At 67.0% G+C, this 23,242-nt stretch carries 21 protein-coding genes, 1 tRNA gene and 1 pseudogene; 8 read left to right on the top strand and 15 right to left on the bottom strand.

Annotated features, from left to right (window positions below):
- Nucleotides 1-52: 52 nt before the first annotated feature.
- A complete protein-coding gene (locus CEX87_RS17880; protein WP_094288373.1) occupies nucleotides 53-793 on the top strand; it encodes an SDR family NAD(P)-dependent oxidoreductase in 741 nt (246 codons plus the stop codon).
- 7 nt (nucleotides 794-800) lie between these two features.
- On the opposite strand, the gene CEX87_RS17875 is transcribed toward CEX87_RS17880, so the two are convergent.
- From CEX87_RS17875 to CEX87_RS17860, 4 genes are all read right to left on the bottom strand, one after another.
- Entirely contained in the window at nucleotides 801-2,444 is a 1,644-nt protein-coding gene (locus CEX87_RS17875; RefSeq protein ID WP_094288371.1) for a DUF7800 domain-containing protein, read from the bottom strand.
- 71 nt (nucleotides 2,445-2,515) lie between these two features.
- On the bottom strand, nucleotides 2,516-4,171 hold the full coding sequence (locus tag CEX87_RS17870; protein ID WP_094288369.1) for a hypothetical protein: 1,656 nt from the start codon (nucleotides 4,169-4,171) through the stop codon (nucleotides 2,516-2,518).
- Between the two features lie 272 nt (nucleotides 4,172-4,443).
- Nucleotides 4,444-4,632: a hypothetical protein gene (locus CEX87_RS17865; protein WP_067297796.1), complete on the bottom strand. Its 189-nt coding sequence runs from the start codon at nucleotides 4,630-4,632 to the stop codon at nucleotides 4,444-4,446.
- Between the two features lie 36 nt (nucleotides 4,633-4,668).
- Nucleotides 4,669-5,949 carry an acyl-CoA dehydrogenase family protein gene (locus CEX87_RS17860; RefSeq protein ID WP_094288367.1) on the bottom strand — a complete coding sequence of 427 codons (1,281 nt, stop codon included), beginning with the start codon at nucleotides 5,947-5,949 and terminating at the stop codon, nucleotides 4,669-4,671.
- Between the two features lie 132 nt (nucleotides 5,950-6,081).
- Between CEX87_RS17860 and CEX87_RS17855 the strand changes: the two genes are divergently transcribed.
- From CEX87_RS17855 to CEX87_RS27650, 3 genes and pseudogenes are all read left to right on the top strand, one after another.
- The gene (locus tag CEX87_RS17855; protein ID WP_094288365.1) at nucleotides 6,082-6,381 is read left to right on the top strand and encodes a DUF732 domain-containing protein; all 300 of its coding nucleotides are present in this window, start codon (nucleotides 6,082-6,084) and stop codon (nucleotides 6,379-6,381) included.
- 38 nt (nucleotides 6,382-6,419) lie between these two features.
- Nucleotides 6,420-7,346 (top strand): annotated as a pseudogene (locus CEX87_RS27915) (lytic transglycosylase domain-containing protein); the annotation flags it as partial.
- A gap of 60 nt (nucleotides 7,347-7,406) precedes the next feature.
- Complete coding sequence (locus tag CEX87_RS27650) at nucleotides 7,407-8,078, top strand: DUF1460 domain-containing protein (RefSeq protein WP_416171918.1); 672 nt, start codon at nucleotides 7,407-7,409, stop codon at nucleotides 8,076-8,078.
- 5 nt (nucleotides 8,079-8,083) lie between these two features.
- Here the strand turns inward: CEX87_RS27650 and CEX87_RS17845 are convergent, their stop codons facing one another.
- From CEX87_RS17845 to CEX87_RS17815, 8 genes are all read right to left on the bottom strand, one after another.
- Nucleotides 8,084-9,391, bottom strand: a complete 1,308-nt coding sequence (locus CEX87_RS17845) for a S1C family serine protease (RefSeq protein ID WP_094288363.1) — start codon at nucleotides 9,389-9,391, stop codon at nucleotides 8,084-8,086.
- A gap of 145 nt (nucleotides 9,392-9,536) precedes the next feature.
- Nucleotides 9,537-10,340, bottom strand: coding sequence for a crotonase/enoyl-CoA hydratase family protein (locus tag CEX87_RS17840; protein ID WP_094288361.1), 804 nt, complete (start codon nucleotides 10,338-10,340; stop codon nucleotides 9,537-9,539).
- A gap of 98 nt (nucleotides 10,341-10,438) precedes the next feature.
- Nucleotides 10,439-11,113 (bottom strand): glycine-rich domain-containing protein, encoded by a 675-nt coding sequence (locus CEX87_RS17835; protein WP_142301105.1) that lies wholly within the window; start codon nucleotides 11,111-11,113, stop codon nucleotides 10,439-10,441.
- A gap of 6 nt (nucleotides 11,114-11,119) precedes the next feature.
- On the bottom strand, nucleotides 11,120-11,251 hold the full coding sequence (locus tag CEX87_RS27855) for a hypothetical protein (RefSeq protein WP_269845548.1): 132 nt from the start codon (nucleotides 11,249-11,251) through the stop codon (nucleotides 11,120-11,122).
- A 268-nt stretch (nucleotides 11,252-11,519) separates the two neighbouring features.
- A tRNA-Ile gene (locus CEX87_RS17830) sits at nucleotides 11,520-11,593 on the bottom strand.
- A 147-nt stretch (nucleotides 11,594-11,740) separates the two neighbouring features.
- Nucleotides 11,741-12,547 (bottom strand): carboxymuconolactone decarboxylase family protein, encoded by an 807-nt coding sequence (locus CEX87_RS17825; protein ID WP_094288462.1) that lies wholly within the window; start codon nucleotides 12,545-12,547, stop codon nucleotides 11,741-11,743.
- Nucleotides 12,548-12,599: 52 nt separating this feature from the next.
- On the bottom strand, nucleotides 12,600-13,973 hold the full coding sequence (locus CEX87_RS17820; RefSeq protein ID WP_094288357.1) for a TldD/PmbA family protein: 1,374 nt from the start codon (nucleotides 13,971-13,973) through the stop codon (nucleotides 12,600-12,602).
- Between the two features lie 3 nt (nucleotides 13,974-13,976).
- Nucleotides 13,977-15,494 carry a TldD/PmbA family protein gene (locus CEX87_RS17815; RefSeq protein ID WP_094288355.1) on the bottom strand — a complete coding sequence of 506 codons (1,518 nt, stop codon included), beginning with the start codon at nucleotides 15,492-15,494 and terminating at the stop codon, nucleotides 13,977-13,979.
- A gap of 46 nt (nucleotides 15,495-15,540) precedes the next feature.
- Between CEX87_RS17815 and CEX87_RS17810 the strand changes: the two genes are divergently transcribed.
- From CEX87_RS17810 to CEX87_RS17800, 3 genes are read left to right on the top strand one after another with little or no spacing between them, the layout of a single operon-like run.
- Nucleotides 15,541-16,410: a carbohydrate ABC transporter permease gene (locus tag CEX87_RS17810; protein WP_416171917.1), complete on the top strand. Its 870-nt coding sequence runs from the start codon at nucleotides 15,541-15,543 to the stop codon at nucleotides 16,408-16,410.
- On the top strand, nucleotides 16,397-17,224 hold the full coding sequence (locus tag CEX87_RS17805; RefSeq protein WP_094288351.1) for a carbohydrate ABC transporter permease: 828 nt from the start codon (nucleotides 16,397-16,399) through the stop codon (nucleotides 17,222-17,224). The genes CEX87_RS17810 and CEX87_RS17805 overlap by 14 nt, the downstream gene beginning before the upstream one ends.
- Nucleotides 17,221-18,552 carry an ABC transporter substrate-binding protein gene (locus CEX87_RS17800; RefSeq protein ID WP_094288349.1) on the top strand — a complete coding sequence of 444 codons (1,332 nt, stop codon included), beginning with the start codon at nucleotides 17,221-17,223 and terminating at the stop codon, nucleotides 18,550-18,552. Before CEX87_RS17805 ends, CEX87_RS17800 begins: the two co-directional genes overlap by 4 nt.
- Before the next feature lie 76 nt (nucleotides 18,553-18,628).
- On the opposite strand, the gene CEX87_RS17795 is transcribed toward CEX87_RS17800, so the two are convergent.
- Both CEX87_RS17795 and CEX87_RS17790 read right to left on the bottom strand, forming a co-directional pair.
- Nucleotides 18,629-19,474 carry a CbiQ family ECF transporter T component gene (locus CEX87_RS17795; RefSeq protein WP_094288347.1) on the bottom strand — a complete coding sequence of 282 codons (846 nt, stop codon included), beginning with the start codon at nucleotides 19,472-19,474 and terminating at the stop codon, nucleotides 18,629-18,631.
- Nucleotides 19,471-21,510, bottom strand: coding sequence for an ABC transporter ATP-binding protein (locus CEX87_RS17790; RefSeq protein WP_064394127.1), 2,040 nt, complete (start codon nucleotides 21,508-21,510; stop codon nucleotides 19,471-19,473). The genes CEX87_RS17795 and CEX87_RS17790 overlap by 4 nt, the downstream gene beginning before the upstream one ends.
- Before the next feature lie 90 nt (nucleotides 21,511-21,600).
- Here CEX87_RS17790 and CEX87_RS17785 point away from each other — a divergent pair, with 90 nt between their 5' ends.
- Nucleotides 21,601-22,041 carry a MarR family winged helix-turn-helix transcriptional regulator gene (locus tag CEX87_RS17785; RefSeq protein ID WP_094288345.1) on the top strand — a complete coding sequence of 147 codons (441 nt, stop codon included), beginning with the start codon at nucleotides 21,601-21,603 and terminating at the stop codon, nucleotides 22,039-22,041.
- A 397-nt stretch (nucleotides 22,042-22,438) separates the two neighbouring features.
- On the opposite strand, the gene CEX87_RS17780 is transcribed toward CEX87_RS17785, so the two are convergent.
- Nucleotides 22,439-23,152, bottom strand: coding sequence for a VIT1/CCC1 transporter family protein (locus CEX87_RS17780; RefSeq protein ID WP_064394129.1), 714 nt, complete (start codon nucleotides 23,150-23,152; stop codon nucleotides 22,439-22,441).
- Nucleotides 23,153-23,242 lie beyond the last annotated feature (90 nt).

Raw genomic sequence — 23,242 nt, 5'->3', positions numbered from 1 at the left:
CGGCGACTCCGGTCGTCGGACCGCGCGCTTGCCCGTGAGAGGGTCTTCAACCATGAGTCAACTCAGCGGCAAGGTCGCATTGGTGACGGGCGCCTCGGCGGGATTGGGCGCGGCGGTCGCGCAACTGTTCGCCCGACGCGGCGCCACCGTCTTCGGGATCGCGCGCGACGCGGAACGGATGGCGGCGGTGTTCGAGGCGGTCCCCGGCGGCCGCTTCGCGTCGGTGGACGTGACGTCCTCGGAGGCGTGTCGTGAGGCTGTCGCGCGGTGCGTGGCGGAATTCGGACGCCTCGACGTCCTCGTGAATGTGGCGGGCTTTCACCAGATGCGGCACACCACCGCGGTGACCGACGACGAGTGGGAACGCGATCTCGCGGTGAACCTGCACGGGCCGTTCTACCTCTGTCGTGCCGCGCTTCCGCATCTTCTGGAGAGCGGCGGCAACATCGTCAACGTGTCGTCGATCGCGGGCGTGGAAGGCGAGGTGTACTCGGCCGGATACTGCGCGGCCAAGCACGGTCTCGTCGGGCTGACCCGGGCGCTGGCCGTCGAGTACACCAAGGAGAAGGTCCGGGTGAACGCGGTCTGCCCCGGCGGCATGCCGACCGCGCAGACCACCGAATTCTCCGCACCCGACAACGCCGACTGGGACCTCATCATGCGCATCGCGTCGCCGCGCGGGTTCATGGACACCGTCGACGTCGCCAAGACCATCGCATTCCTGGCCAGCGACGATGCCGCGGCGATCCACGGTGCGGTCTACCGGGTCGACAACGGCAAAGGCGCCGGCTGAAGCGATTTCAGAGCAGCTTGTGCTCGATGACGGTGGTCAGGTGCGGTTTGCGCCAGCCGCCGGTCACCTTCTCGATCCGTACGCCCATCTCGCCGCCCGCGATCTCCAGTGTCCCGACCTGGTTGCGGAAATGCGGCTCGGAGACGGGTCGCCACCGGAGCCGCGGCTTGGGCACTTTCGTGGTTTTCACCAGCGCCTTGCCGACGGTCTCGACGAATCCGGTGTGACCGAGCCGTAGGACGACTCGTTCGACCGCGGACGGCTCTTTGCGCAGGCCTGAGCAGACCACCTGCCAGACCTTGGTGCCGAGCCTGGTCGCCTCGTCGGGTACCTCGACCTCGGACACCCAGCAGTGGTGCACATCGCCGCCGAACAGCACCACCGAATCGGGCGCGGGACCTCGCCGGCCGCTCGCCACGTCGATGACCAGATCTTCGAAGCGCCGGAAGCTCTCCTGGAAGCAGGCCCAGTGGTCGAGGTTGGCCGTGATGCGAACCTTCTCCCCCAGACCGGTGAGCCATCGTCCCCAGGCGCCGTCGCCGACGGCCTCCGACCACGCTTCGATGTGGTGCATTCCGTAGGGCAGCAGGATCGGCAGCGAGCTGGCGAACAGCAGGTGCTGGTAGTTCCCGTCGGCGTTGGCGGTGATCCAGTCCCATTCCTCGTCGGTGGTGATCCGGCGCCGCCCCGGTTTGAGTTGGCGGCCGGTGCGGGCGTCGACGACGATCAACCGCGCCGGACCGAGATCACGACACATGCTGAAATGTGATGCACCGTCGTCCTTTTCGGCTACCTGAGCGAGTTCGCGAACCAGTTCGGAACCCTGCCTGGTCTCGATGACGCGCTGGAACGTCTGGTCCTTGGCCAGTTCGTCGGGCGACATGTTGCCGAGGTGCTGGTAGATCCAGTAAGCCATCAGCCCGCCGATGATCCGCGTCTGGTACCAGTCGGTCTGGCGCTTCTCGTCGAGCCAGGCCTGCGACGTGTTCCACTTGTCGTTGATCTCGTGGTCGTCGAACATCATCGACGTCGGAATGGTCGAGAGCATCCACCGCACGACCGGATCGCACCAGGCGTCCCAGTAGCCGATGCAGTACTCCTCGAAGTCCTCGAGCACCTCGACGGGGCCGTCGGCGTGCACTTCGCGATCGGCGACCAGATCCTTGATCGTGTCGTTCACCTGGTCGGCGTAGAGCTGGTCACCCATCATTAGCAGGGCGTCGGGCCACAGCGCCGACGGCTGGCGCAGCATCCGCATCCCGTATGTGCGCAGCACGTCGATGCCCTTGCCCTTGGGGTGCCACCAGTGCTGATACGTGTAGGGCGGGTGATGGGGGGCCGACGCGCGGCAGGACCCGAACAGCAGCCGAAGCGAGCCGTCCCGCGGCATCAACCGGATCCGCGGTTGCGGATACTCATATCCGTTTGGCGGCCAAGCCTTTTCCCCGTCGAGATGCACCTCGTAGGGGTGGTCGCTGTCGGGGTCGAGGTCGGTCACGCAGACGATCGCGAAGTGATGACCTTCGACCTCGAAGGTGTCGGCGTGACTGCCGAGGACCTCGACCCCGCACGGCTTGTCCGTCTCGACCCATACGGTCGCGTCGGTTTTGCCGACGTGGCGAAGCAGCGGACCCACGCGAACCTCGGGCATCGCACCATCATGCACCCTTGTTGACGGCGGCGTAACGGCGGTGACGACTTTCCCGGTGCGCCCGCGACCCGTCAGTGTTCGGGCCGCCGACGACCGAGGAAGAACGCCAGTCCGATGGCGCCGAAGCCGAGCGTGCCGATCACACCCGCCGAGACCATCAGGAAGATGTCCCTGCCGGTCAGACCGCCGGTCGACGCCTCGTCCGACGCCAGCCGCAGCCGGTAGTCGCCGGGCAGCGGGGCCTCAGCCGGTTCGCTCAAGCCGGGGAACTGCTGGGTCTTGCGGACCTCGAATTGGCGCTCCCCGCTTGCCGTTTGCGTCCATTCACCCCAGACCGGCGTCGCGCCGTCGAGCAGCACCTTGCGCCCGCCGTACACCCGGTCCTCACCGACGTCGACGATCTGGCGCACCCGGAACGGCTCGTAACGGGCGTTGGAGTAATTGACCAACACCGGCACGTTGTCGTAGCGCAGGACGGGCGGCGGAGGCGGAGGCAACGGCAGGCCGGCGCCCGGGAAGTAACCGCCACCAAAGAAGGTGCCGACCGCGATGTTGCTCACCGCCTGCGCGACGTTGGCCGCCGCGACGACAGGGCTGAGGACCGCCGCGGTGAAGCTGTAGGCGGCGAACTGGGCCGCCTCGAGCACCAGCCGCGACAGCGGCGGGATGTAGGCGATGCGCGGTCGCATGTCGTAGACGTAGACGATGCGCACCGGGGCCCGGAACGGGTTCATCAGCACCGGGCGGTAGAACTCGTCGTACTCGATCCACTCCGGTTGCCACTGACGCACATTGCTGACCAACTCGAAGTCGCGGTCGCGCTTGGCCTCGAGTTCGACCTTCGCACTGGCGCTGGCCTCGGCGCCGTTCAAGCCGAGCGTCATGTCGACCGACTGCTTGAAGGCGTTCACGTCCTCCTCGGGGGCGGGCGCGGGCTCCGGTTCGAACACCGGCTTCGCGTTGCGTGCGAGTTCGACGTCTTCGGCCGGCGCTTCGAGCGTCTCGGGTGCCAGTGTCTCGATCTCCTTGGAGGCGTTCTCGATCGACACGGTCGGGGTGTCGGAGTCCGAACCGCTCTCCTCGTTAGCGGTGGTCTCCGCCACCGTCTTGTCGCTCGACGTCGGTGTCTCGGTGCCCGACGCGGGTGCGACCGCTGCAGACGACGCGGTGGACTCGCCGGGTTCGGCCGGTTCGCTGGTCTCGGGCTTGGTCGCCGGAGCGGCGCCGCTGGTACGCGGCGCAGCCGACGTCGCCGGGGTCCGCTCGGCGGGCGTCGACGGCTCGGCGACCGGCGTCGACGGCTCCGCGGACTGGACCGCGGTGCTGGTCTTCGGCGGGGCCATGGTTTGCGGCTCGGGCTCCGGCTGCTTGGTGGGAGCCGGCTCCGGCTCGGCGGCGGGCTCCGGCTCGACGGCCGGCGCCTGCGTCTGCGGTGCCTGCGTCTGCGGCGCCTGGGTCTGCGGTGCCTGCGTCTGCGGCGCGACCTGGGTCGCCGGCACCTGCGGCTCGGGGGCCGAGGTCGGCTGCTCGACGGTCACCTCCGGCTCAGGAGCGCTGACTCTGGGTTCCGGCGCGACCGTCGTCACGACGTCGTCGGAGTCCGGCTGCGCCACGGCAGGCGCGAGCCCGGCGGTCAGCGCGGTCAGGGAGATCACGGCTCCCGACGCGACGACGGCGATACCTCGTTTCCGGACATCCCTGCGGAATTCATTCAGCGGAGCACCCATCGTGCCTCCACTCCCTTCTCTGCCTGGTTGGCGGCTCGGCGCCGTGCGACACGGTTCGTCGCTGAGACGGAAACGAGCACCCTGAGGGCTCCCCCGACGCTGCCGGCCTCACAGAATTCATCGCTCGGCCTACCCGAGCGTTACAGACCGGCGGCCCTCGCTTGTGCGCTTTCAGCGAACATCGACGATCGCCTGTCCACCTGGCACGGGCATAGCGCCGTCGCCCTCACGAAGTCGGCGTCGAAACGGTGTTCCGCAGACCCGGGTGAACGTCACGGCCTGCGACGGCGAAGACCGCCAACGGCCAGCGCGATACCGACCAGAGCGATGATCGGGCCGAGGATCGACCACGTGGTGGTGTTGCTCATCGGGCTGCCACCGACCACGCCGAAGCCTTGGAGGGTGAACAGCAAGCCGAACAACGCGACGATCACTCCGAGTAGGGCGATGGCGAACCGCATGCCTTCCACCCTAGGCGAGCGCCCTCGAAGCGAACGTCAGCGGCGCCCCGACAGATATTTCTGATATGCCTCGGCGGCGGCCGCCAATTCGGGGCGGGCATCGAGCACGGGCTGCATCTTCCGGCGCGCCTGCTCCCGCTTGTAGGGCAGGAACTCCGTCGGGAAGTCGCCCTCGTGCGGTTGATAGTCGCGCAGCACGCGGCGCGCGACGGTTGCCTTGTGCACCTCGTCGACGCCGTCGGCGATGCCCATCGTCGGGGCGGAGGCGTACATCGCCTGGATCGGGGTGAGGTCGGTGGTGCCCAGCGACCCGAGGATGTGCAAGGCGTTGAACGACACCTCGCGCAGGACCTTGGCCATCGAGAACTTGACCGCGGCGATCTCGGTGCGAGCCTCCTGGGTCGAGGTGTTGTCGATCTTCCACGCCGTCTCGAGGACGAACAGGCGCAGCATCTTGATCATCGCGTAGGACTCGGCGATCTTCTCCTGCACCATTTGGTGTTCGCCGATGATCTTTCCGTGCGATTCGCGGCTGAGTGCGCGCTCGCACATCATGTCGAAGGCCAGTGTGCACTGCGCGATAGTGCGCATGGCGTGGTGGATGCGTCCGCCGCCGAGTCGCCTCTGTGCCAACACCTTTGCGCCGTTCTCCGGCCCCAGCAGATGGTCGAGCGGCACGCGCACATCGCGGTAGATGATGTGGTTGTGGTTGCGCGGCTCGGGCATGATCTCCACGCCGGGCGTCTTGCGCGGGACGACGAACATCCCGTTGGTGCACATCACGAAAAGAATGTCGGCGACCCGGCCTGCCGAGGTGAACCACTTCTCGCCATTGATCACCCATTCGTCGCCGTCGCGCACCGCGTGGGTCCTGAACAGGTTGGGGTCGCTGCCGCCTTGCGGTTCGGTCATCGAGTAGGCGGAGAACATGTCCTGGTTGAGAAGCGGTTTGAGCCATCGCTCCTTTTGTTCCTCGGTGCCGTAGGCCGCGAGCATCTCCATGTTTCCGGTGTCTGGGGCAGACGCGCCGAACATGTGGGGGGCGCCGGAGTAGCGGCCGATGATCTCGTTGAGCAGGCCGAGCTTGAGCTGTCCGAAGCCTGGGCCGCCGAGGTCTTTGTCGAGGAAGATCGCCCACAGGCCCTGGTCCTTGACCTCCTGCTGAAGCTCGCGGACGTAAGCCTTGACCGCCGGATTGGGTATGCGCACCGCGTGCGCGAACACGTGGTCGAGTGGTTCGACCTTCTCTTCGCAGAACTGCTTGACCCAGTCGAGCTTCTCTTGAAATTCCGGTTCGGTGCTGAAGTCCCACGCCATGCTCGCAGTCTGTCACCACCCCTGCGCAGCGATGCGGCCATCCCGGCCTCGGTAACGCCGCAATCTCGATATGCATCCGATCCTGCGTGCCCCGAGCCAGAACGGGTAGTCAGGCGCTAGGAAGGACGTGACATGACTACGCGTGCACTCACAGCGCTTTCGATCGCGGCGGTCGGCCTGCTGATGGCCGCGCCCCAGGCTGCCGCTTCGCCCGAGGACGACCTCTGCCGCAGCATCACCTCGGTGGGTTATACGGGCGACTGCACCACACTGACCACTCTCGCCCGCGACGCGTGTACGCAGTTCGCGCGCGGTGCCGATTCGACCGCCGTGGCCGAGAAGCTGGACATCGCGACCAAGGACGAAACGCTGTCGAACTTCATCGTGGCCGGTGCGCGGCTGTACCTGTGCCCCGAGCCCAAGCAAGCGTGATCCGCCGGCGCCGTCGGCGGCGCTAGACTCCGACGGCAATGAATGCCGGTGCACGGCGTTTCGACGCCGCCAGAATCGCTGCCGCCGCGAGCGTCGGCATGATCTTGTTCGCTTCGGTCGGGTGCTCGGATTCCGAGAAGCAGGAAGCACCCCCCGCCACGTCAGCCGCGCCCGCTGCTGCGGCCCCGCCGCCCGCAGCCGAGCGACCGCGCCGAGAGTTGGCGTCCGATCCGGTGCGCATCGCCGACGATCTGGTCGCCGACGAACGGGCCCTGCGTGAGCCGTCGTCGACCGAGTCGTTGAAGAACGCGGCGGCGCAGCGGCAGCAGTTGGCGTATCGAGCCATCGGACGACACCCCGAGTGGGACCCGATCGTGCGCCCGCGGATTCCGCCGGAGCTGGTGAAGATCTACGACCACAACGTCCACGCGCGGCGTGAGCTCGGCGTGATGAGCCGACCGAAGGACACGCTGCCCGCGTGGCGGATCGTTCCGCCCACGCCGATGGACGAACTGATGACCCACTACCGCGAGGCCGAAGCCGAGTTCGGGGTGCCATGGCACTATCTGGCGGCGATCAATCTCGTCGAGACCGCCTTCGGACGCGTCGCCGGGGTGAGCACGGCAGGTGCGCAGGGACCGATGCAGTTCATGCCGTCGACGTTCGCCGCTTTCGGCGCGGGCGGCGATATTCACTCGCCTCGCGACAGCATCATGGCGGCTGGACGCTACTTGTCCGCCAACGGGTTCGCGCGAGACCGCGATTACGCGCTGTACCGCTACAACAACTCGAACAACTACGTGCGGGCCATCCACGACTATGCCGCGGTCATGGCCGCCGACCCTGCCGGCTTCGACACCTATTACCGGTGGGAGGTCTACTACCTGTCCACCGCCGGCGACGTGCTGCTGCCGGTGGGCTACGCCGAGGCCAACCCGATCCTGGCCGTGAATTACCTTGCCGCCACGGAAGCGCCGGCGCCCGAAGTCGCGATCTCCGAGCAGAACACGCAGATCCTCGAGCGGATGCTGACGGCCAGGAACGACGCGCCACCACCGAAGCTTGCGGAGGTCATCTCACGCGCGTTTCTCGGAACCCCTTATGGTGCACACACTCTCGTTGGTTCGGCGAGCGAGCCGGAGCAGTTGGTGGTCGAACTGTCGAAAGTCGACTGCTTCACCTATGCCGATTACGTCGAGGCGCTTAAACGGGCGGCTAACCGCGACGAGTTCATCGCCGCGCTGGTCGATGTCCGCTACAAGGACGGTGTCGTGGGCTTCGCGAACCGCAAGCATTTCTTCACCGACTGGGCAGCGGCCACACCGGCGGTCGCGACCGACATCACAACCAGCTTGAGCACCAGCGCGATTCCGGTTCAGAAGAATCTGAACCAGAAGGACTCCGGCGGCGTGTACCTGCCCGGTTTGCCGGTTGTGCCCCGGACGGTGTCCTACATTCCGAGCGCGCAGTTCGACAACGGCGTGGTGAGCGGCCTCCGAACCGGTGACTACATCGGAGCGTATTCCGAAGACGGCGGCCTCGACGTCACGCATGTCGGAATCCTCGTCGATACGCCGGATGGTCCGGTGTTACGCAACGCGTCCTCGCTTCCTGGCGACAACAAGGTGGTCGACACCCCACTGTTCGACTACGTCCGGACCGTTCCTGGAGTGGTGGTTCTGCGGCCGGCTCAATAATGGCCCTACGCTTCGCCCAACGTGACCTGCGCGGTCTGAGCAGCCCCCGAACCGTCGAGATAGGTGACGGAAACGTCCTCACCGGGGGCGCGCGAGCGGATCGCCGCCACGAGCGCCTCAGGGCCGTCGATCGGCTGGTTGTCGACCTTGGTGATCACTGCTTCGCTCGGCAGTCCAGCGGCGGATGCGGGGCCACCGTCGACGACGGCGACGGTTGCGCCGCCGGCCTTGGTGGCTTCCCTCCCGAGCTTCACACCGAGCGCACCATGACTGGCGGAGCCCGTCGTGACCAGTTCGTGGGCGACACGCTTGGCCTGATCCGAGGGGATCGCGAAGCCCAGCCCGATAGAACCGCTCTGGCCGCCGGAGCCGCTGCCCATGCTCGCGATTGCGGAATTCACGCCGATCAGCTCGCCGCGCATGTTCACCAGTGCGCCGCCGGAGTTGCCGGGGTTCACTGCAGCATCTGTCTGGATGGCGTTGAGCACAGTGACGTCTCCGCCCGCATCGCCGCCGGCGAACACCGGCCGGTTCAGCGCGCTGACGATGCCCGTCGTCACCGTTCCCTGCAAGCCGAGGGGAGAGCCGATCGCGACGACTTGCTCGCCGACTTTCACATCCGCCGAGGATCCGATGGCGATGGGCGTCAATCCGGAAACCCCCTCGGCGCGAACGACGGCAAGATCGCCCGATGGGTCGGCACCGACAACGCTGAACGGTGCGGTTCTGCCGTCGGAGAAGGCCACGGTTGCCGTGGGCCCGCCACGCCGCGAGGTGGGAAACATCCCGCGATCACTGCCGGCCGCGGAAGCCACGACGTGGTTGTTGGTGAGGATGAGACCGTCGTCACTCAACACAATCCCCGAACCCGAAGGGCCCTCACCGCCCAAGTCGATCTTCAACTGGACGACGCTCGGCAGCACCCGGGCCGCCACCTCCTCCACCGTGCCCGCGGGCGCAGTGGCGGCCGCGTGTGGTGTGAGGGGCGCAGCACCGATGGGTGTCTGGGCGGCGGTCGGGTGGTGCGGGCGGTCGTCGATGCCCACAACGGCCGCGCCGACCCCGCCGCCGACGACCGCGCAAACGACAGCGCCGGCAACGACGAGCCCGCGACGAGACTTCTTCAGCTGGATTCTGGGGATCGGAGCGGTATCAGCCTGCTGCGCAGAATAATTCAGGTCATAGGCCAGCGGCTGCCCGTAACGCCACTCATAGCGCAGATGCGAGGGGATGTGAGCCTGGTTGTGCAGATACGACTGTCCCGCAGCCGAACTCGAGGGCTGGTCCGTGGAATACCGCGGAGTGTTGGTCATTTGCGCTCGTTCTCTTTCTGGAATCGTTGATCAGCCCACATGGCCTCAGCCCACGGTCCCTGTGCTGACTGAGAGTGGACTGAGAACTGACTCAACAAATTCCGAGAGATCGAAGCGTGACCGTCACACCGCTGAGGACTTGGTTCTACTTGGGATCGGTGAAGACGGGCTGCTCCCCCGACATCCCGGCCGTGACAGCAGCGATCTGATTGGGCTTGCCGAGCAGTTCGGTCTGCAACTGGGATTCACGCGACAGCGCCGCCGCGGCGTCATCACTGACCCAGGTCTCGTTGTAGAGGCGCTTGGCGGCGCGCACGGCATCCGGAGATCTCTGCGCGATGTCGTCGGCAAGTATCAACGCGGCGGCGAGCGGATCGTCCGCGGTGCGAGTGACCAAACCGAGCTCCGAGGCCTCACTGCCGGAGACGATACGACCGGTGAACGTCAACTCCTTGGCGACGTCGATCGGTATCAGCCGGGGCAGTGTCTGCGTGATACCCATGTCGGGAACGAGACCCCACTTGATCTCCATGACGGACAACCTCGCATCGGGAGCCGCTATTCGGATGTCTGCGCCCAACGCGATCTGAAGACCGCCGCCGAAGCAGTTGCCGTGAATCGCGGCGATGACGGGCGCGGGCACCAGCGACCAGTCGTACGTCACGCGCTGAGCGAAGTTGGCTGGGTGATCGGTGTCTCGGTCCAACAGGACGTTCGTGCCGCCCCGCTGGGCCGCGAAGCTCGCGACGTCGAGGCCTGAGCAGAAGCTCTTACCCTCGCCGTGAAGCACGACCGCGCGGATCGAAGGAACACCCGCCACCTGCGCGGCGGCATTGACCAGGCCTTCGAACATGGCGTGGTCGAGCGCATTGTGTTTGTCTGCGCGAATCATCGTCACGGTGGCCACGCCGGTGCCGCTGATTTCCACTCGAACTCTGTCTTCGCTCACGCGTGGCAACGTACCGCGCAGCGGTCCTTTTGGGCGAGGGCGTCGCTTTCGGAGCTATCAGTTCTGAGCCTGATCATCGATGTCGAGCGCTGCGGCCGCTAGGGCGCCACACGCAGAACGCCCAATCGGACGAGAGGCTGGATCAAGCCGACCTTCTCGGCCGCGGTGAGGTCTCCCGCGAGTTCGCGGACATAGAACGCGTGCGTGTTGACGATGAATTCCACTGCCTCGGTTGCTATCCCATCAACGGAGAGCACGGTGTTCCCGGTACCGTCCATAACGTGGACGGTGTGGTTTTCGGCGGCGATCGTCAACGTGTGTGCCATATCGTTGATGACCCGGGTTGACGGAGTGACGTTGTCGATGTCGTACCAGATTCCTGGGAGCGGCTGCCCGAACAGCTGCTCATATCGCCGGCAGAACTCGTCGAAGGAAGCCGCCTCTTGTGAGGCGCCAGCCTGTGCGGTCGTTTCGGGCCCGCCGCGCTCACCGGCGGGCGCGTGGTGGACGTAGCTCCCGAAGTAACGCTGACCGTAGTCGGTGTACTCGGTGGTGAAGAGCACGAAGGCGTGCCAGGCTTCGTCCACCAGGGATGAACACATGTCGAACGACTTGTCAGGGGTTGCCGCCGACAATACGAGGTACTTCTTTGCCTCGGTGAAGAGCTGTTCGGCAGACTCCCGGGTCGCGACGATCCGGTCCCTGACAAGTCGATCGATCACGTAGGGCGCTTCGAACGCCAACGCCTCTTGAAGTCGACCTTCAAGCGCCACGGCGGATCACCGTCGCCCGGACGGATCACTGTTGCCGGGCACGATGCACGAGCAATAGGCGGGACCGGCTCGGCCTGCGGGGCTGGTGATGGTGAGCCTGCCGACGGCGACCTTCTCCGTGGTGGTCTTCTTGTTCATGTTGCTACCTCCCTGTGCCCCGGGCCCCGCTGGTCGAGGCCCGTTCGGTGAAACAACTATCGCCCGAAACGACAGCTCGAACAGTCCGCAGACTGGAGGGTTCGGAGGAGGAACCGCGGTCCACCGATCGGCGGACCCAGCGGCCGCCCAGCTCTCAGATGAGTGTCATGGATCACCCGAAGCAACTGTCAAGCATCCGCCGAAACACTGTCAGGCGACACCCGAAACAGATATGTCCAGCATCAGCCGACCTGATACAAGTTGGTTGTGGGGCGGGCGGGGCTCGAACCCGCGACCAACGGATTATGAGTCCGCGGCTCTAACCGACTGAGCTACCGCCCCGGCGCGTTGCGCGACACCATCGTCCCATATCGCGATGTGCCCACCTTTCAGCGACGAATTCGCTCCCAGCGAATTTTTCGCTGCGAGGTGGGCACCTACATAGCATGCCCCTCAGAGGTGGGCATCTAGAGCGCTGGCCGGGAGCCGTCAGGCGATATCGGCGTACACCGGCTGCCCGTCGTCACCGATCGAGTACCTCTCGGTGCCCGAAGCCACCCGCGGCGTGTCGGCGCCCAGCGCTACCGCGATCTTGTTGCACGCGTTGCGCATGACATCCAGCGTCAGCTCCAACGACTGCTTCTCCGAGAAATTCCGCCGCACCTCCGCCGCGACCTCGGCGTCGATGCGCGCTGGCGACCAGATCAGCGCGTCAACGTACCGCAGCGCCGCCTTCTGCGCGTCGGTCAGGCTCTCGGCGGATTCATAGGCCTCGATCTGCCCATACATCTCCTCCGAGCCGCCCGAGTCCAACGCGTCGCCGTCGCGCAACGACTTGCACAACCTGCAGTTGTGCTGCGTCGCGCCACGCAACCGGACGATCTCCGTGGTCACCGGATCGAGCGCCCGCAACCGCGCCACCGCCGGTGCGAACCCGTTGAGCAACGCATCGACGGGATCGGACTCCGGATCCCACTCCACGACGCTGACGTGACCGGGTCTCCCTAACCCCAGCGCTTCACAGCCCGCCCACACCCGCGGCACGAAGTCCGCGATGAAAGTCGCGACGATGGTCCGAAATACGTTGTCGCCCAAAGTCTCCGATAGCCGCTTGCGCTGGTTGTCACCGATACCCGTCACGTCGGTCGCGAACTGCTCGGCGAACGCCGCCACCACCCGGTCCGCTTCGGTGGACTCGTCGAGCAGGTCGACTTGCACCGCCAGCGGCGGCAACGACAGCGACCTGCCGCACGTCAACCGGATCAGCGTGTCCCGTTGGCTGTCACCCGACGACATCGCCACCAAACCGGCGATCCGATCGGCAAGCTCATCAGCGCCCACGCCCCGATTATTGCGCCTGACTGACCGAGGACATGTGAAAGTCCGGAATCCGCAACGACGGCATCGCCGCCCGCGTCGCCCAATCACCCCACTCGCGCGGAAACGTGAACTCGCTGACTCCCGCTTCCGTCGCGCGGCGCAGCAGGTCCAACGGGCTTTCGTTGAACCGGAAGTTGTTGACCGCCGCCGTCACCGCGCCGTCCTCGATCAGATACACGCCGTCCCGGGTCAGTCCGGTCAGCAGCAGCACCGATGGGTCGACCGCCCGCAGGTACCACAGTGTGCTCAGCAGCAGACCACGCTCGGTCCCCGCAATCATGTCCGCCAACTCCGACTCCCCGCCGGTCATCAGCAGGTTGCCCGCCGGCACCGCCGGCGCCGTGTCGAATTCCGCGGCCGCGGCACGCGGGTACGCCAGCGCGTTGATCGCGCCGTCGCGGATCCAGTCCACCCGCTCGATGTCCATCCCGTTGTCGAATACCGAAATCCGTTCAGATGACGTCGACGTCGCGACGAACGGCGTGCAGGCCAGTCCCGAAGCGAACGGATCGGAGTACAGCGTCAACGGCAGATCGGTGAGCCGCTCCCCCACCCGTGTGCCGCCGCCGGGCGCCGACAACGCCGTGCGACCCTCCTGGGCGCCCCGGCCGTCCATCGCCCATGTCAGGAAAATCATCAGGTCTGCCACCGCCGACGGCGGCAGGATCGTCTCGTAACGGCCGGCGGGCAACTCCACCGTGCGCCGGGCCCACCCCAGGCGCGTCGACAACTCCTTGAGCATGGAATCGATGGGCACACCGCCGAAATCGGCGGCGTTGACGCCGACCCATGCGCTTGCGCCGTCACGCTTGCCGTTGATCTCCACCGAGCCCGTCGGCTGCGTGTAGCGCCGCCGCAGCCCGCCCGACGTCGCGACGAACGTCGTCTCCAGGATGTGCCGGGCATACCCGTACAGCCGGTCGCTGCCGCGAAACGCGCGGGCGAGACAGTCGGCCACCGGCAGGAACACCTCTGCTCCGGTGTTGGGCACCGGAGCATCCCAATCGGGCGGTGCGTCACCACCCGTCAAGAGCGGCGCGCTGTCGCGGGCCTCGGGCGCCGAGCGCGCCGCCTCCTGCGATGCCGCCACCAGACCCGCGATGGTCGATGGGTCCACCTCGCTGGATCGCACCGAACCCACATGGGATGCGCTTCCCTTGCGTACTACCGATATCACCGTCGTGTAGCGGGTCCTCGACTCGCCGTTGGTGGTCATCGAGTTGCCCGCCCACCGCAACGACGCGTCGGCCTGGTCGGTCACCAACACGACGGTGTCGTCTGCACCGCTCAACCGGGCCGCCTCCGCCAGCGCGATCTCCACCACTTGCTGTGCGCCGATCATCGCTTACCGCCCGCCCTCGGCGCGGGTGTTGAGCACGTTCACGCCGCGGAACAACGCCGACGGACAACCATGGCTCACCGCGGCCACCTGGCCCGGCTGCGCCTTACCGCAGTTGAACGCGCCGCCGAGCCGCCACGTCGACGGACCACCGACGGCCTCCAACGAATCCCAGAAGTCGGTCGTGGTCGCCTGGTACGCCACGTCGCGCAGCTGACCGTCGAGCCGGCCGTCGCGGATGCGGAAGAAGCGCTGCCCGGTGAACTGGAAGTTGTAGCGCTGCATGTCGATTGACCAGCTCTTGTCTCCGACGATGTAGATACCGTCGTCGACGCGGGCGATCAATTCCTCGGTGCTCACCTCGTCGGCGCTCGGCGCCAGCGACACGTTGGCCATCCGCTGGATCGGCACGTGGTGCGGCGAATCGGCGTAGGCGCACCCGTTGGAGCGCTCCTCTCCGAGCCGCGGTGCGAACACCCGGTCCAGTTGGTAGCCGACGAAGATACCGTCACGCACCAGATCCCACTTCTGCGCCTGTACCCCTTCGTCGTCGAAACCCACTGTCGCCAAACCGTATTCGACGGTCCGGTCGGCGGTCACATTCATGGCCGGTGAGCCGTAGCGCATCGTGCCCAGCTTGTCGGGTGTGGCGAACGAGGTCCCCGCGTACGCGGCTTCGTATCCGATCGCCCGGTCGTATTCGGTGGCATGGCCGACCGATTCGTGGATCGTCAGCCACAGATTCGATGGATCGATGACGAGATCCGTCGGCCCCGCCGTGACGCTGGGCGCCTTGACCTTCTCGGCCAGCCACGTCGGCAGTATGGCCAGCTCATCGGTCCAGTTCCACACCTCGTCGCCGGCGACGTACTCCCAGCCCCGCGCGGTCGGCGGGGCCAGTGTTCGCATCGTCTCGAACGTCCCCGCCGCGGCATCGACTGCGACCGCCTCCAGCGACGGCTGCACCCGCACCCGCTGCTGGGTGATCGTCGAACCGAACGTGTCGGCGTAGAACGTCTGCTCCTTGGCGGTCTGCAGTCCCGCTGAGACGTGATTCACGCCGTCCGCGGCCAACAGCCGCCCCGAGTATTCTCCGAGCACGGCGAGCTTGTCGGTGGTTGCGACGGTGAACGGGTCGACGTCGTAGTCGGAAACCCAAGTGACATCGGAGTACACGGGCTCGGCGGCCAACTCGATGCGCTCGGCGTTCAGGGCCGCCAACATTCGTGCCACCCTCACCGCGCGGCGTGCGGTCTCGGCGGCGACCTCGGAGCTGAGCTCGGCATGGGAGGCAAAGCCCCACGTCCCGTCGACGATGACACGGACCGCCAGCCCGATCTCCCGGTCGACGACCGCGGTCTGCAGGACACCGTCGCGCAACTGCACGAGCTCCGAAGTGACCGCCTGGATGCGAAGGTCTGCGTAGCTGGCGCCTGCGGCCACGGCCGCCGAGGTCGCCGCCTCGGCCAACTCGCTCCTCGGCAGGTCGAGGAAGTCGGCGTCCACGCTTCGGGTAGCTGCCACGACACCACCGTAGTGGTGGCGCCGCCGGGCCGCTTTAATGACTCGGATGGCACAACGCCGCCGCACGACCGCGACCGCGTACGCACTCCTGGCGCCGAGCCTGTTCGGAGTCGTCGCGTTCATGCTGCTGCCGATGTTCGTGGTGGTGTGGCTGTCGTTGCACCGGTGGGACCTGCTGAGCCCGATGGAGTATGTGGGCCTGCGCAATTGGCAGTCGGTGCTGACCGATCCGACGTTCGGCACCTCGCTGGTCGTCACGCTGCTGTTCGTCGTGCTGGTCGTGCCCGCGCAGACCCTCCTCGGATTGATCGCGGCCTCGCTGCTGGCACGCGGGCTGCCCGGCAGCGGCTTCTTCCGAACGGTGTATGTGCTGCCGTGGATCTGTGCGCCGCTGGCGATCGCGGTGCTGTGGCGCTGGATCCTGGCACCCACCGACGGAGCGGTCAGCACCGTCCTCGGCCGCCAGATCGACTGGCTCACGGATCCGACGCTGGGACTGCCGGTGGTGTCGGCAGTGGTCGTGTGGACCAACGTGGGATACGTGACGCTATTCTTCCTGGCCGGCATCCTCAACATTCCCACCGACATCCACAACGCGGCCCGCACCGACGGCGCGACGACGTGGCAACGCTTCCGGCACATCACCCTGCCGATGTTGCGGCCGACGTTGTTCTTCGTACTGGTGACCGGAATCATCAGCGCGGCGCAGGTTTTCGACACCGTGTACGCATTGACCGGCGGCGGTCCGCAGAACCGGACCGACCTGGTGGCGCACCGCATCTACGCCGAGGCATTCGGCGCCGCAGCGGTGGGCCGGGCCGCGGTGATGGCGGTGGTGTTGTTCGTCCTGTTGGTCGGCGTGACCATCGTCCAGCAGTTGTACTTCCGTCGACGGATCAGCTATGACCTCACCTAGCCGCGTCACGTCCGCCGCCGTCATCTACCCCATCCTGCTGGCGGGTGCGCTGATCACGTTGGCGCCGTTCATCCTCGGCGTCCTGGCCTCACTGCGGGACCCGCGCACCTTCGACACCGAGTCACCGCTGTCCCTGCCTCTGCCGCCGACCCTGCAGAACTACGCGAACCTGGCCGACGCCGGCTTCGGCCGGGCCGTCGTCGTGACCGCGCTGATGACCGCGGTGATTCTACTCGGCCAGCTGACGTTCTCCGTGCTGGCGGCATATGCGTTCGCACGGCTGCAGTTTCCCGGCCGCGACGCGCTGTTCTGGGTGTATGTCGCGACACTGATGGTGCCGGCGACGGTCACCGTCGTCCCCCTGTACCTGATGATGGCCGAGGCGGGGCTGCGTAACACCTTCTGGGCGTTGGTGCTGCCGTTCATGTTCGGTTCGCCCTACGCGATCTTCCTGTTGCGCGAGTACTTTCGCACCATCCCCGGCGATCTGGTCAATGCGGCCCGCATCGACGGTGCCAACACGTTGGATGTCATCGTGCACGTGGTGTTGCCCGCGAGTAGACCGATCCTGGTGACGCTGGCGCTGATCACCGTTGTCTCGCAGTGGAACAGCTTCATGTGGCCGCTGGTGATCACCACTGGTGGCCAGTGGCAGGTGTTGACGGTCGCGACGGCGGGCCTGCAGTCGCGCTACAACGCGCAGTGGCCGCTGGTGATGGCGGCGACGACGGTCGCGATCGTGCCCCTGCTGGTGTTGTTCGTCGCTCTGGGTCGCCACATCGTGCGCTCGATCGTGGTGACGGGGCTGAAATGAGCGTGCGGCCGAGGTTTTCCACGCTCTTCGCGACAGGTGTGGCGATGACGGGTGTGCTGCTGCTGGTCGTGGCCGTGCTGCTCGGGCAACCGAATGACGCGGGCGGCCGGACGGTCGTGACCGTGCGGTTGTGGGATGAGCAGGTGGCCGCGGCCTACCGCGCGTCGTTCTCCGAGTTCGAACGTGCGCATCCCGGCATCGAGGTGCGCGTGAACGTTGTCGCCTACTCGACGTATTTCGACAGCCTGCGCACCGATGTCGCGGGCGGTGGCGCAGACGACATCTTCTGGATCAGCAACGCCTACTTCGCCGAATACGCCGACAGCGGCCGCCTGATGAACGTCGATCACACGGCGGCCTCGCGGGCGTGGGAGCCGTCGGTGGTCGACCAGTTCACCCGCGACGGAACGCTGTGGGGTGTACCGCAACTGACCGACGCCGGGATCGGGCTGTACTACAACGCCGACCTGCTCTCCGCTGCGGGAGTCGACCCGAGCGAGTTGGCCACGCTGCGCTGGTCGCCGGATCCGGCCGTCGACACGCTGCGACCGCTGTTGGCCCGCCTCACCCTCGACCACCAGGGCCGCACCGCTGGCACAGCGGGCTTCGACGCGCAGCGGGTCCGGCAGTGGGGGTACAACGCCGCCAACGACCTTCAGGGCATCTACCTCAACTACATCGGTTCGGCTGGTGGGGTGTTCGCCGTGGGCGACCGGTTCGCGTTCGACAATCCGCAGGCCGCCCAGGCGTTCAGGTATCTGGTGGCGCTGATCAACATCGATCACGTCGCCCCGCCCGCATCGGCCACCAACGACAACGGCGACTTCTCCCGCAACCAGTTCTTGCAGGGCAAGATGGCGCTGTTCCAGTCCGGGACGTACAACCTGGCGGCGATCGCCGACGCCGCCCCGTTCCGCTGGGGAATCGCGGTGCTGCCCGAAGGACCCGCCGGCCGTGTCAGCGTGACGAACGGGATTGCCGCCGCTGGCAATTCGGCCACCGCGCACCCCGAGGCGGTGCGCGAGGTGCTGGCCTGGATGGGCAGTGCCCGCGGCAACGCGTACCTCGGCGCCGGCGGCGCGGCGATCCCCGCGGTGCTCGACGCGCAGCGGGTCTACCACGAGTACTGGCGTTCCCGCGGCGTCGACGTCAGCCCGTTCTTCGATGTGCTCGACGGCCCCCGGATCGAGGCACCCGGAGGTGCCGGTTTCGCCGCGGGATTCGACGCGCTCAAACCCTATTTCGACGAGATGTTCCTCGGCCGGCGCGACGTGGCGACGGCACTGGCCGAGGCTCAGGAAGCCGCGAACGCCGCCGCGCAACGGTAGGGCTCACCGAGAGTGCGGTTTATGACGTGATCTGGGCGCATTCGCATCAGAAACCGCACTCTCGGCGCAGTGAGGGTCATCGGGTGACGGCGCTCGTGCCCGCCACCGTCAACTCCAGCGCCAACGCCGTCCCGCACACTGCCGCGACGATGAGAAACGCCCACCAGTCGATGGCTTTGGGCCCCGACGGTGCGGCCGAGATCTGTCCGGCACCACCGCGCGCGGTGATTGCATCCCCCATCTCGTCGGCGCGGCGCAGCGCGACGGTGATGGCAGCGGCCAACAGATCGATCGCCTCGAGCCACCAACGGCGCCACCGTCCGCGGCGGCTCGGGTGCACCTGCTTCGGGCGCAGATTCCGCGCGGCGTAGAGCACGCGAAACTCGTCGATCAGCATCGGGAAGGCGCGCAGCGCCAGCGCCAGAGCGACCGCCCACTCGTCGACCGGTATCCGGAACACCCGCAGCGGTCTGCCCAGCTTCGCGACCGCGGGCGCGATTTCGGCAATGTTCGTCGTCCACGACACCATCGCCCCGAGACCGAGCAGCACGATCGACAGCGCGGTGATGCGCAGGAAGTTCAGCAGACCGCCCAGCCCGACCTCGACCGAACCCATGGAGATGATGGGGCTGCCGCCGGCAAAGGTCGCCGTCAAGCCGCCGAGAAAGAGCAGGAACCACAGCCACCCGGGGATCGACGGGAGCACGCCGCGCGGGATGTTGGCCAGCCGCGCCGAGATCAGCACGATCACCGCGACGGCGCCGATCGGCACCCAGCCCGGATAGAACGTCATCAACACGCCGATGGCCGCGACCAGCAGAAGCTTCGTACCGGCCCAGAGTTGGTGAACCACGCTGTTGCCGGGCACGGGCCGCAGCAGCACGACGCCCCTGCGCTGCCGACGCTTCGTCGGCGCCGTCATGACAGTCCCCCCGCCGTCGTCGGTGCGGGCACCAGCACGCCACCTTCCAGATGCAAAGTGCGCGGGCACAATTCCTCCAGCCCGGCGAAGTCGTGGGAGATCACGACGACGGTGAGCCCGACGCGGCGGCGCAGGTCGACCAGCAACCGCAGCAGGCCCCGCTGACTCGCGCCGTCCAGGCCGGCAAGCGGCTCGTCGAGGATGAGGGCCCGCGGCGAGCGGGCGAGCAGCCCGGCGAGGACGACGCGACGCATCTGTCCCCCGCTGAGCTGGTCGATGCGCCGGTCCGCCAACGTGGAATCCAGGCCGACGGTCGACAGCGCCTGGTTGACGCGACCGCGATCACGCGCAGAGAACCCGGCTGCGGACGCGATCTCGAGGTCGACCCGGCTGCGCATCAGCTGCAACCGCGCCGCCTGGAACGAGATCGCCACGGCGCCAACCTGTTCTGATGCGGGCTTCCCGTCGAGCAGGCATTCACCCGCGGTCGGTTCGGTGAGACCGGCCATGATCCAGGCCAGCGTCGACTTGCCCGACCCGTTGAGGCCGTGGATCAACAGGCCGTCGCCCTCATGGACTGTGAAGGTGATGTCGCGCAGCGCCGTCGCGGCCCACGGTGTGCCGCTGCCGTACTCGTGGCTCACCTCCACGAGTTCCAGCACGGGAGGCGCATCGACGCCGGCAGCGACGGTCCCGGACGGAGCATCGGCGGATTCCACCATGTCGGCGTTGTCGGCTGCGTCGCCGTTACCGGACAGGTCGACCGTGCGATCGGCCGCGTCGGCCTCATCGTTGTAGTGGGTGATGTGCACCAGCGACATCTGGTGGCGCCGCGTCAGCCCGGACAGCACCGACATCAGCCCCTCGCGGCCCTCCTGGTCGACCATGCTGGTGACCTCGTCGGCGATCAACAGCGACGGTTCGCGCGCCAGCGCCGCCGCGACGGCAAGCCGCTGCAGTTCGCCACCCGACAACCCGCCGGTGTTGCGTTCGGCCAACCCGTCGAGGCCCACCTCGGCGAGCAGCTGGCCGACGTCGGTGGCCTTGCCGGGCGGCAGCCCCCACACCACGTCGTCGGCGACGCGGGTGCCGAGCACCTGGCTCTCCGGGTGCTGCATGACGACCGCCGTGCCGCCGATGCGGCCCAGCCCGACGGCGCCCGGCCGTTCGATGGCGCCCGCAGTCGGCTCCCGCCCGGCCAGCATCAGCATCAGCGTCGTCTTGCCCGAGCCGTTGGCACCCGTCACCGCGAGGTGTTCACCCGGCTCCACGCGCAGCGAGACCGGCCCGAGCGCGTCGTGGTCGGCGGTCGGGTAGCGGAACCGGACATCGCGCAGCCGCGCGGGCACCGGGGCGATAGCGCCGACGTCTTTGGACGACTCCAGTTTGTGGACGTCGGGGATGCCCGAGAGCCGCTCCATCACCCGCGACAGGGCCCACCACCCGACGAGGCTGACGAAGGTGATCGATATCACGCCGGCGCTGAAGAACAACAGCGGCCAGTAATCGATCGCCGTGGCGAAGTCGCGCTTGAGGCGCTCGGCCGCGCCCTCCATATCGGGGATGCGGGCGATCACCGCGGCGAGGCCGTTGATGTTGGCGGTGACGGATTCGAAGATGAGGTGACGCAGCCGCGACAGGATGGACAGCGCCACCACCACCGCCGTCCCGAACACCGCTCCGGCGATCAGCGCCGCGAACAGGACGGTCGGGGTGCCGCGTCCGCGGCGCTTGACGATGCCGGTCAGTCCGCCGATATAGGCGCAGTTGACGACGGTCATGAACCCGCCCATGCCCGCGATCAGGAACGCGATGATGCCGCCGGCGATGGTTGCGGTGAGCAGCACCCGCAACCGGTAGCGGTAGGCCAGCAGCCCCATCGGCACCGTGCCCAGCAGAGAAAGCCCCGCCGCGAACGGGACGACCACGGAGATGATCGCGGTGGCCGCGCACAGCGCCGCCATGACGGAGGCCTGCGCGAGTTCGACGGGACGCAAACGACCGGTATGTCGAGTTCGGGCCCCGGTCGCGGTCATTGCACGATTCTGCCAGTCGCGATCGGGGCGGCCACACTGCGCTGGGATCGATCGGGCGGATTCGGCCTCTGGAACACCTAATCTGGCGGCATGACCCAGACGCTCGGAGCCGATCTGTTGTCCGTGGTCGCCCGGATCAACCGACTGGCCACGCAGCGGGCCCGCCTGCCCCTCGGGTATGCCCAGGCGCGACTGCTGTCCACGATCGAGGACCAGGGCGAGGCCCGCATCTCCGATCTGGCCGCACTCGACCACTGCTCACAGCCGACGATGACGACCCAGGTTCGCCGCCTCGAGGAGGCCGGCATGGTGTCGCGAACCGTCGACCCCGAGGACGCGCGCGCGGTGCTGATCCGGATCACTCCCAAAGGGGTGGACACGCTGCGGCAGGTGCGCGTGATCCGCGGCGCGGTGATCGATCCGTACCTCGAACGGCTCGACGGCGCCGACCGGGAGACGCTCACTGACGCGGTGCGCGTACTGCGACGGCTGCTTGACGAGGCGTCGACGTCCAACACCGTCACCAAGTGACCAGCAAAGGAGAGGTCACCGTCGGCGACAGCTGATGCCTGCTTCGTCGCGAAGCCGCATTCGAGCAGCAGGAGTTCGACGAGTGGGAGCCCGCCGGAATACAATCTCGCGGTTTGAACTCAGGCGGTGACCCGCGACTGCCGCATCTGCGAATATCGCAGTCTCCGAACATGTTCAGCAGCACTTGGGTCGCCTGGCAGCGGGCCATTCGGCCGGCGGGTGTGAACCACGGGGGGTTCATCAGCTGCTTCACTCACAGCGGATGCAGATCCTGGACCGCCCGGTTATTCAGCGAGGACAGCGGTCGCGGACACCGGCTGAAGCGTCAGGGAAGATCAAGGGTCTTGCGACGCTCGCGCCGATTCTGCGAGACGAGTAGCGGTGCGAACCGCTTCGCTCACGTGACGGTCGTGCCCACCAACAGTCCGACGACATAGGTCGCCGCGATGGCCAGAGTCCCGAAAGCCAGCTGACGTAGAGAGGCGAACCAGATCGGTCGCCCGGTGAAACGCGCGGCCACGCCACCCGCGACGAGCAGGCCCACACCACCACACGCCAGCCCTGCCCACAGCGAGCTGAAGCCGAGCAGGTATGGGATCAGCGGGATGATCGCTCCGAGCGTGAACATCAGGAACGACGACCCTGCCGCGACCCACGGCGAGGGCTTCTCCCGGGGGTCGACGCCCAACTCCTGGACGAGGTGGAAGTTCAGGGCCCGGTGCTCGTCGCGATGCACCTCATCGGTGGCCTTGACCGCGGTTTCACGGGTCATGCCCATGTCCATCAACATCGTCACCAGCTCCGCCTTCTCGGCCTGTGGGTGCTTGCGAAAGGCTCGTCGCTCGACCAGGACCTCGGATTCGATTTGTTCGTTGGCGGTGGTGACCGAGGTGTACTCCCCCAGCGCCATCGAAAACGCACCGGCTAATAGCCCGGCAACGCCGCTGATGACAACGGTGTCCGCGTCGGCCGCAGCGGCGACACCGGCGATGAGGGCGGTGTTGCTGACGAGGCCGTCCATGGCGCCGAAGGTCGCGGCGCGCAGCCAGCCGCCTGTGACATCGGCGTGCCGGTGCGTCGAGGTGTGTGGCACTCCGGTCGGGGCGGTCATACCGACGATTCAACGCCACGGATATGGCCTGGTCCAGTGAGGATTGCCTGGGTTTACCACATCACAGTTTGCGGTGGCCCGCGGACGGCT

It is taken from the genome of Mycobacterium lehmannii (assembly GCF_002245535.1).
Classification (GTDB): domain Bacteria; phylum Actinomycetota; class Actinomycetes; order Mycobacteriales; family Mycobacteriaceae; genus Mycobacterium; species Mycobacterium lehmannii.
The sequence above is the reverse complement of the archived record's forward strand: the minus strand, read 5'-3'. Positions and strand labels throughout refer to the sequence as shown.

Bases quoted from the DNA above. Each gene is read 5' to 3' on its own strand.
- CEX87_RS17845 (WP_094288363.1), bottom strand. From the start codon at position 9,391: ATGACCAACACTCCGCGGTATTCCACGGACCAGCCCTCGAGTTCGGCT.
- CEX87_RS17795 (WP_094288347.1), bottom strand. From the start codon at position 19,474: ATGACGGCGCCGACGAAGCGTCGGCAGCGCAGGGGCGTCGTGCTGCTG.
- CEX87_RS17855 (WP_094288365.1), top strand. From the start codon at position 6,082: ATGACTACGCGTGCACTCACAGCGCTTTCGATCGCGGCGGTCGGCCTG.
- CEX87_RS27855 (WP_269845548.1), bottom strand. From the start codon at position 11,251: ATGAACAAGAAGACCACCACGGAGAAGGTCGCCGTCGGCAGGCTCACC.
- CEX87_RS17865 (WP_067297796.1), bottom strand. From the start codon at position 4,632: ATGCGGTTCGCCATCGCCCTACTCGGAGTGATCGTCGCGTTGTTCGGC.
- CEX87_RS17780 (WP_064394129.1), bottom strand. From the start codon at position 23,152: ATGACCGCCCCGACCGGAGTGCCACACACCTCGACGCACCGGCACGCC.
- CEX87_RS17785 (WP_094288345.1), top strand. From the start codon at position 21,601: ATGACCCAGACGCTCGGAGCCGATCTGTTGTCCGTGGTCGCCCGGATC.
- CEX87_RS17820 (WP_094288357.1), bottom strand. From the start codon at position 13,973: ATGATCGGCGCACAGCAAGTGGTGGAGATCGCGCTGGCGGAGGCGGCC.
- CEX87_RS17805 (WP_094288351.1), top strand. From the start codon at position 16,397: ATGACCTCACCTAGCCGCGTCACGTCCGCCGCCGTCATCTACCCCATC.
- CEX87_RS27650 (WP_416171918.1), top strand. From the start codon at position 7,407: ATGCTGACGGCCAGGAACGACGCGCCACCACCGAAGCTTGCGGAGGTC.
- CEX87_RS17800 (WP_094288349.1), top strand. From the start codon at position 17,221: ATGAGCGTGCGGCCGAGGTTTTCCACGCTCTTCGCGACAGGTGTGGCG.
- CEX87_RS17825 (WP_094288462.1), bottom strand. From the start codon at position 12,547: ATGTCGTCGGGTGACAGCCAACGGGACACGCTGATCCGGTTGACGTGC.
- CEX87_RS17880 (WP_094288373.1), top strand. From the start codon at position 53: ATGAGTCAACTCAGCGGCAAGGTCGCATTGGTGACGGGCGCCTCGGCG.
- CEX87_RS17875 (WP_094288371.1), bottom strand. From the start codon at position 2,444: ATGCCCGAGGTTCGCGTGGGTCCGCTGCTTCGCCACGTCGGCAAAACC.
- CEX87_RS17790 (WP_064394127.1), bottom strand. From the start codon at position 21,510: ATGACCGCGACCGGGGCCCGAACTCGACATACCGGTCGTTTGCGTCCC.
- CEX87_RS17860 (WP_094288367.1), bottom strand. From the start codon at position 5,949: ATGGCGTGGGACTTCAGCACCGAACCGGAATTTCAAGAGAAGCTCGAC.
- CEX87_RS17870 (WP_094288369.1), bottom strand. From the start codon at position 4,171: ATGGGTGCTCCGCTGAATGAATTCCGCAGGGATGTCCGGAAACGAGGT.
- CEX87_RS17810 (WP_416171917.1), top strand. From the start codon at position 15,541: ATGGCACAACGCCGCCGCACGACCGCGACCGCGTACGCACTCCTGGCG.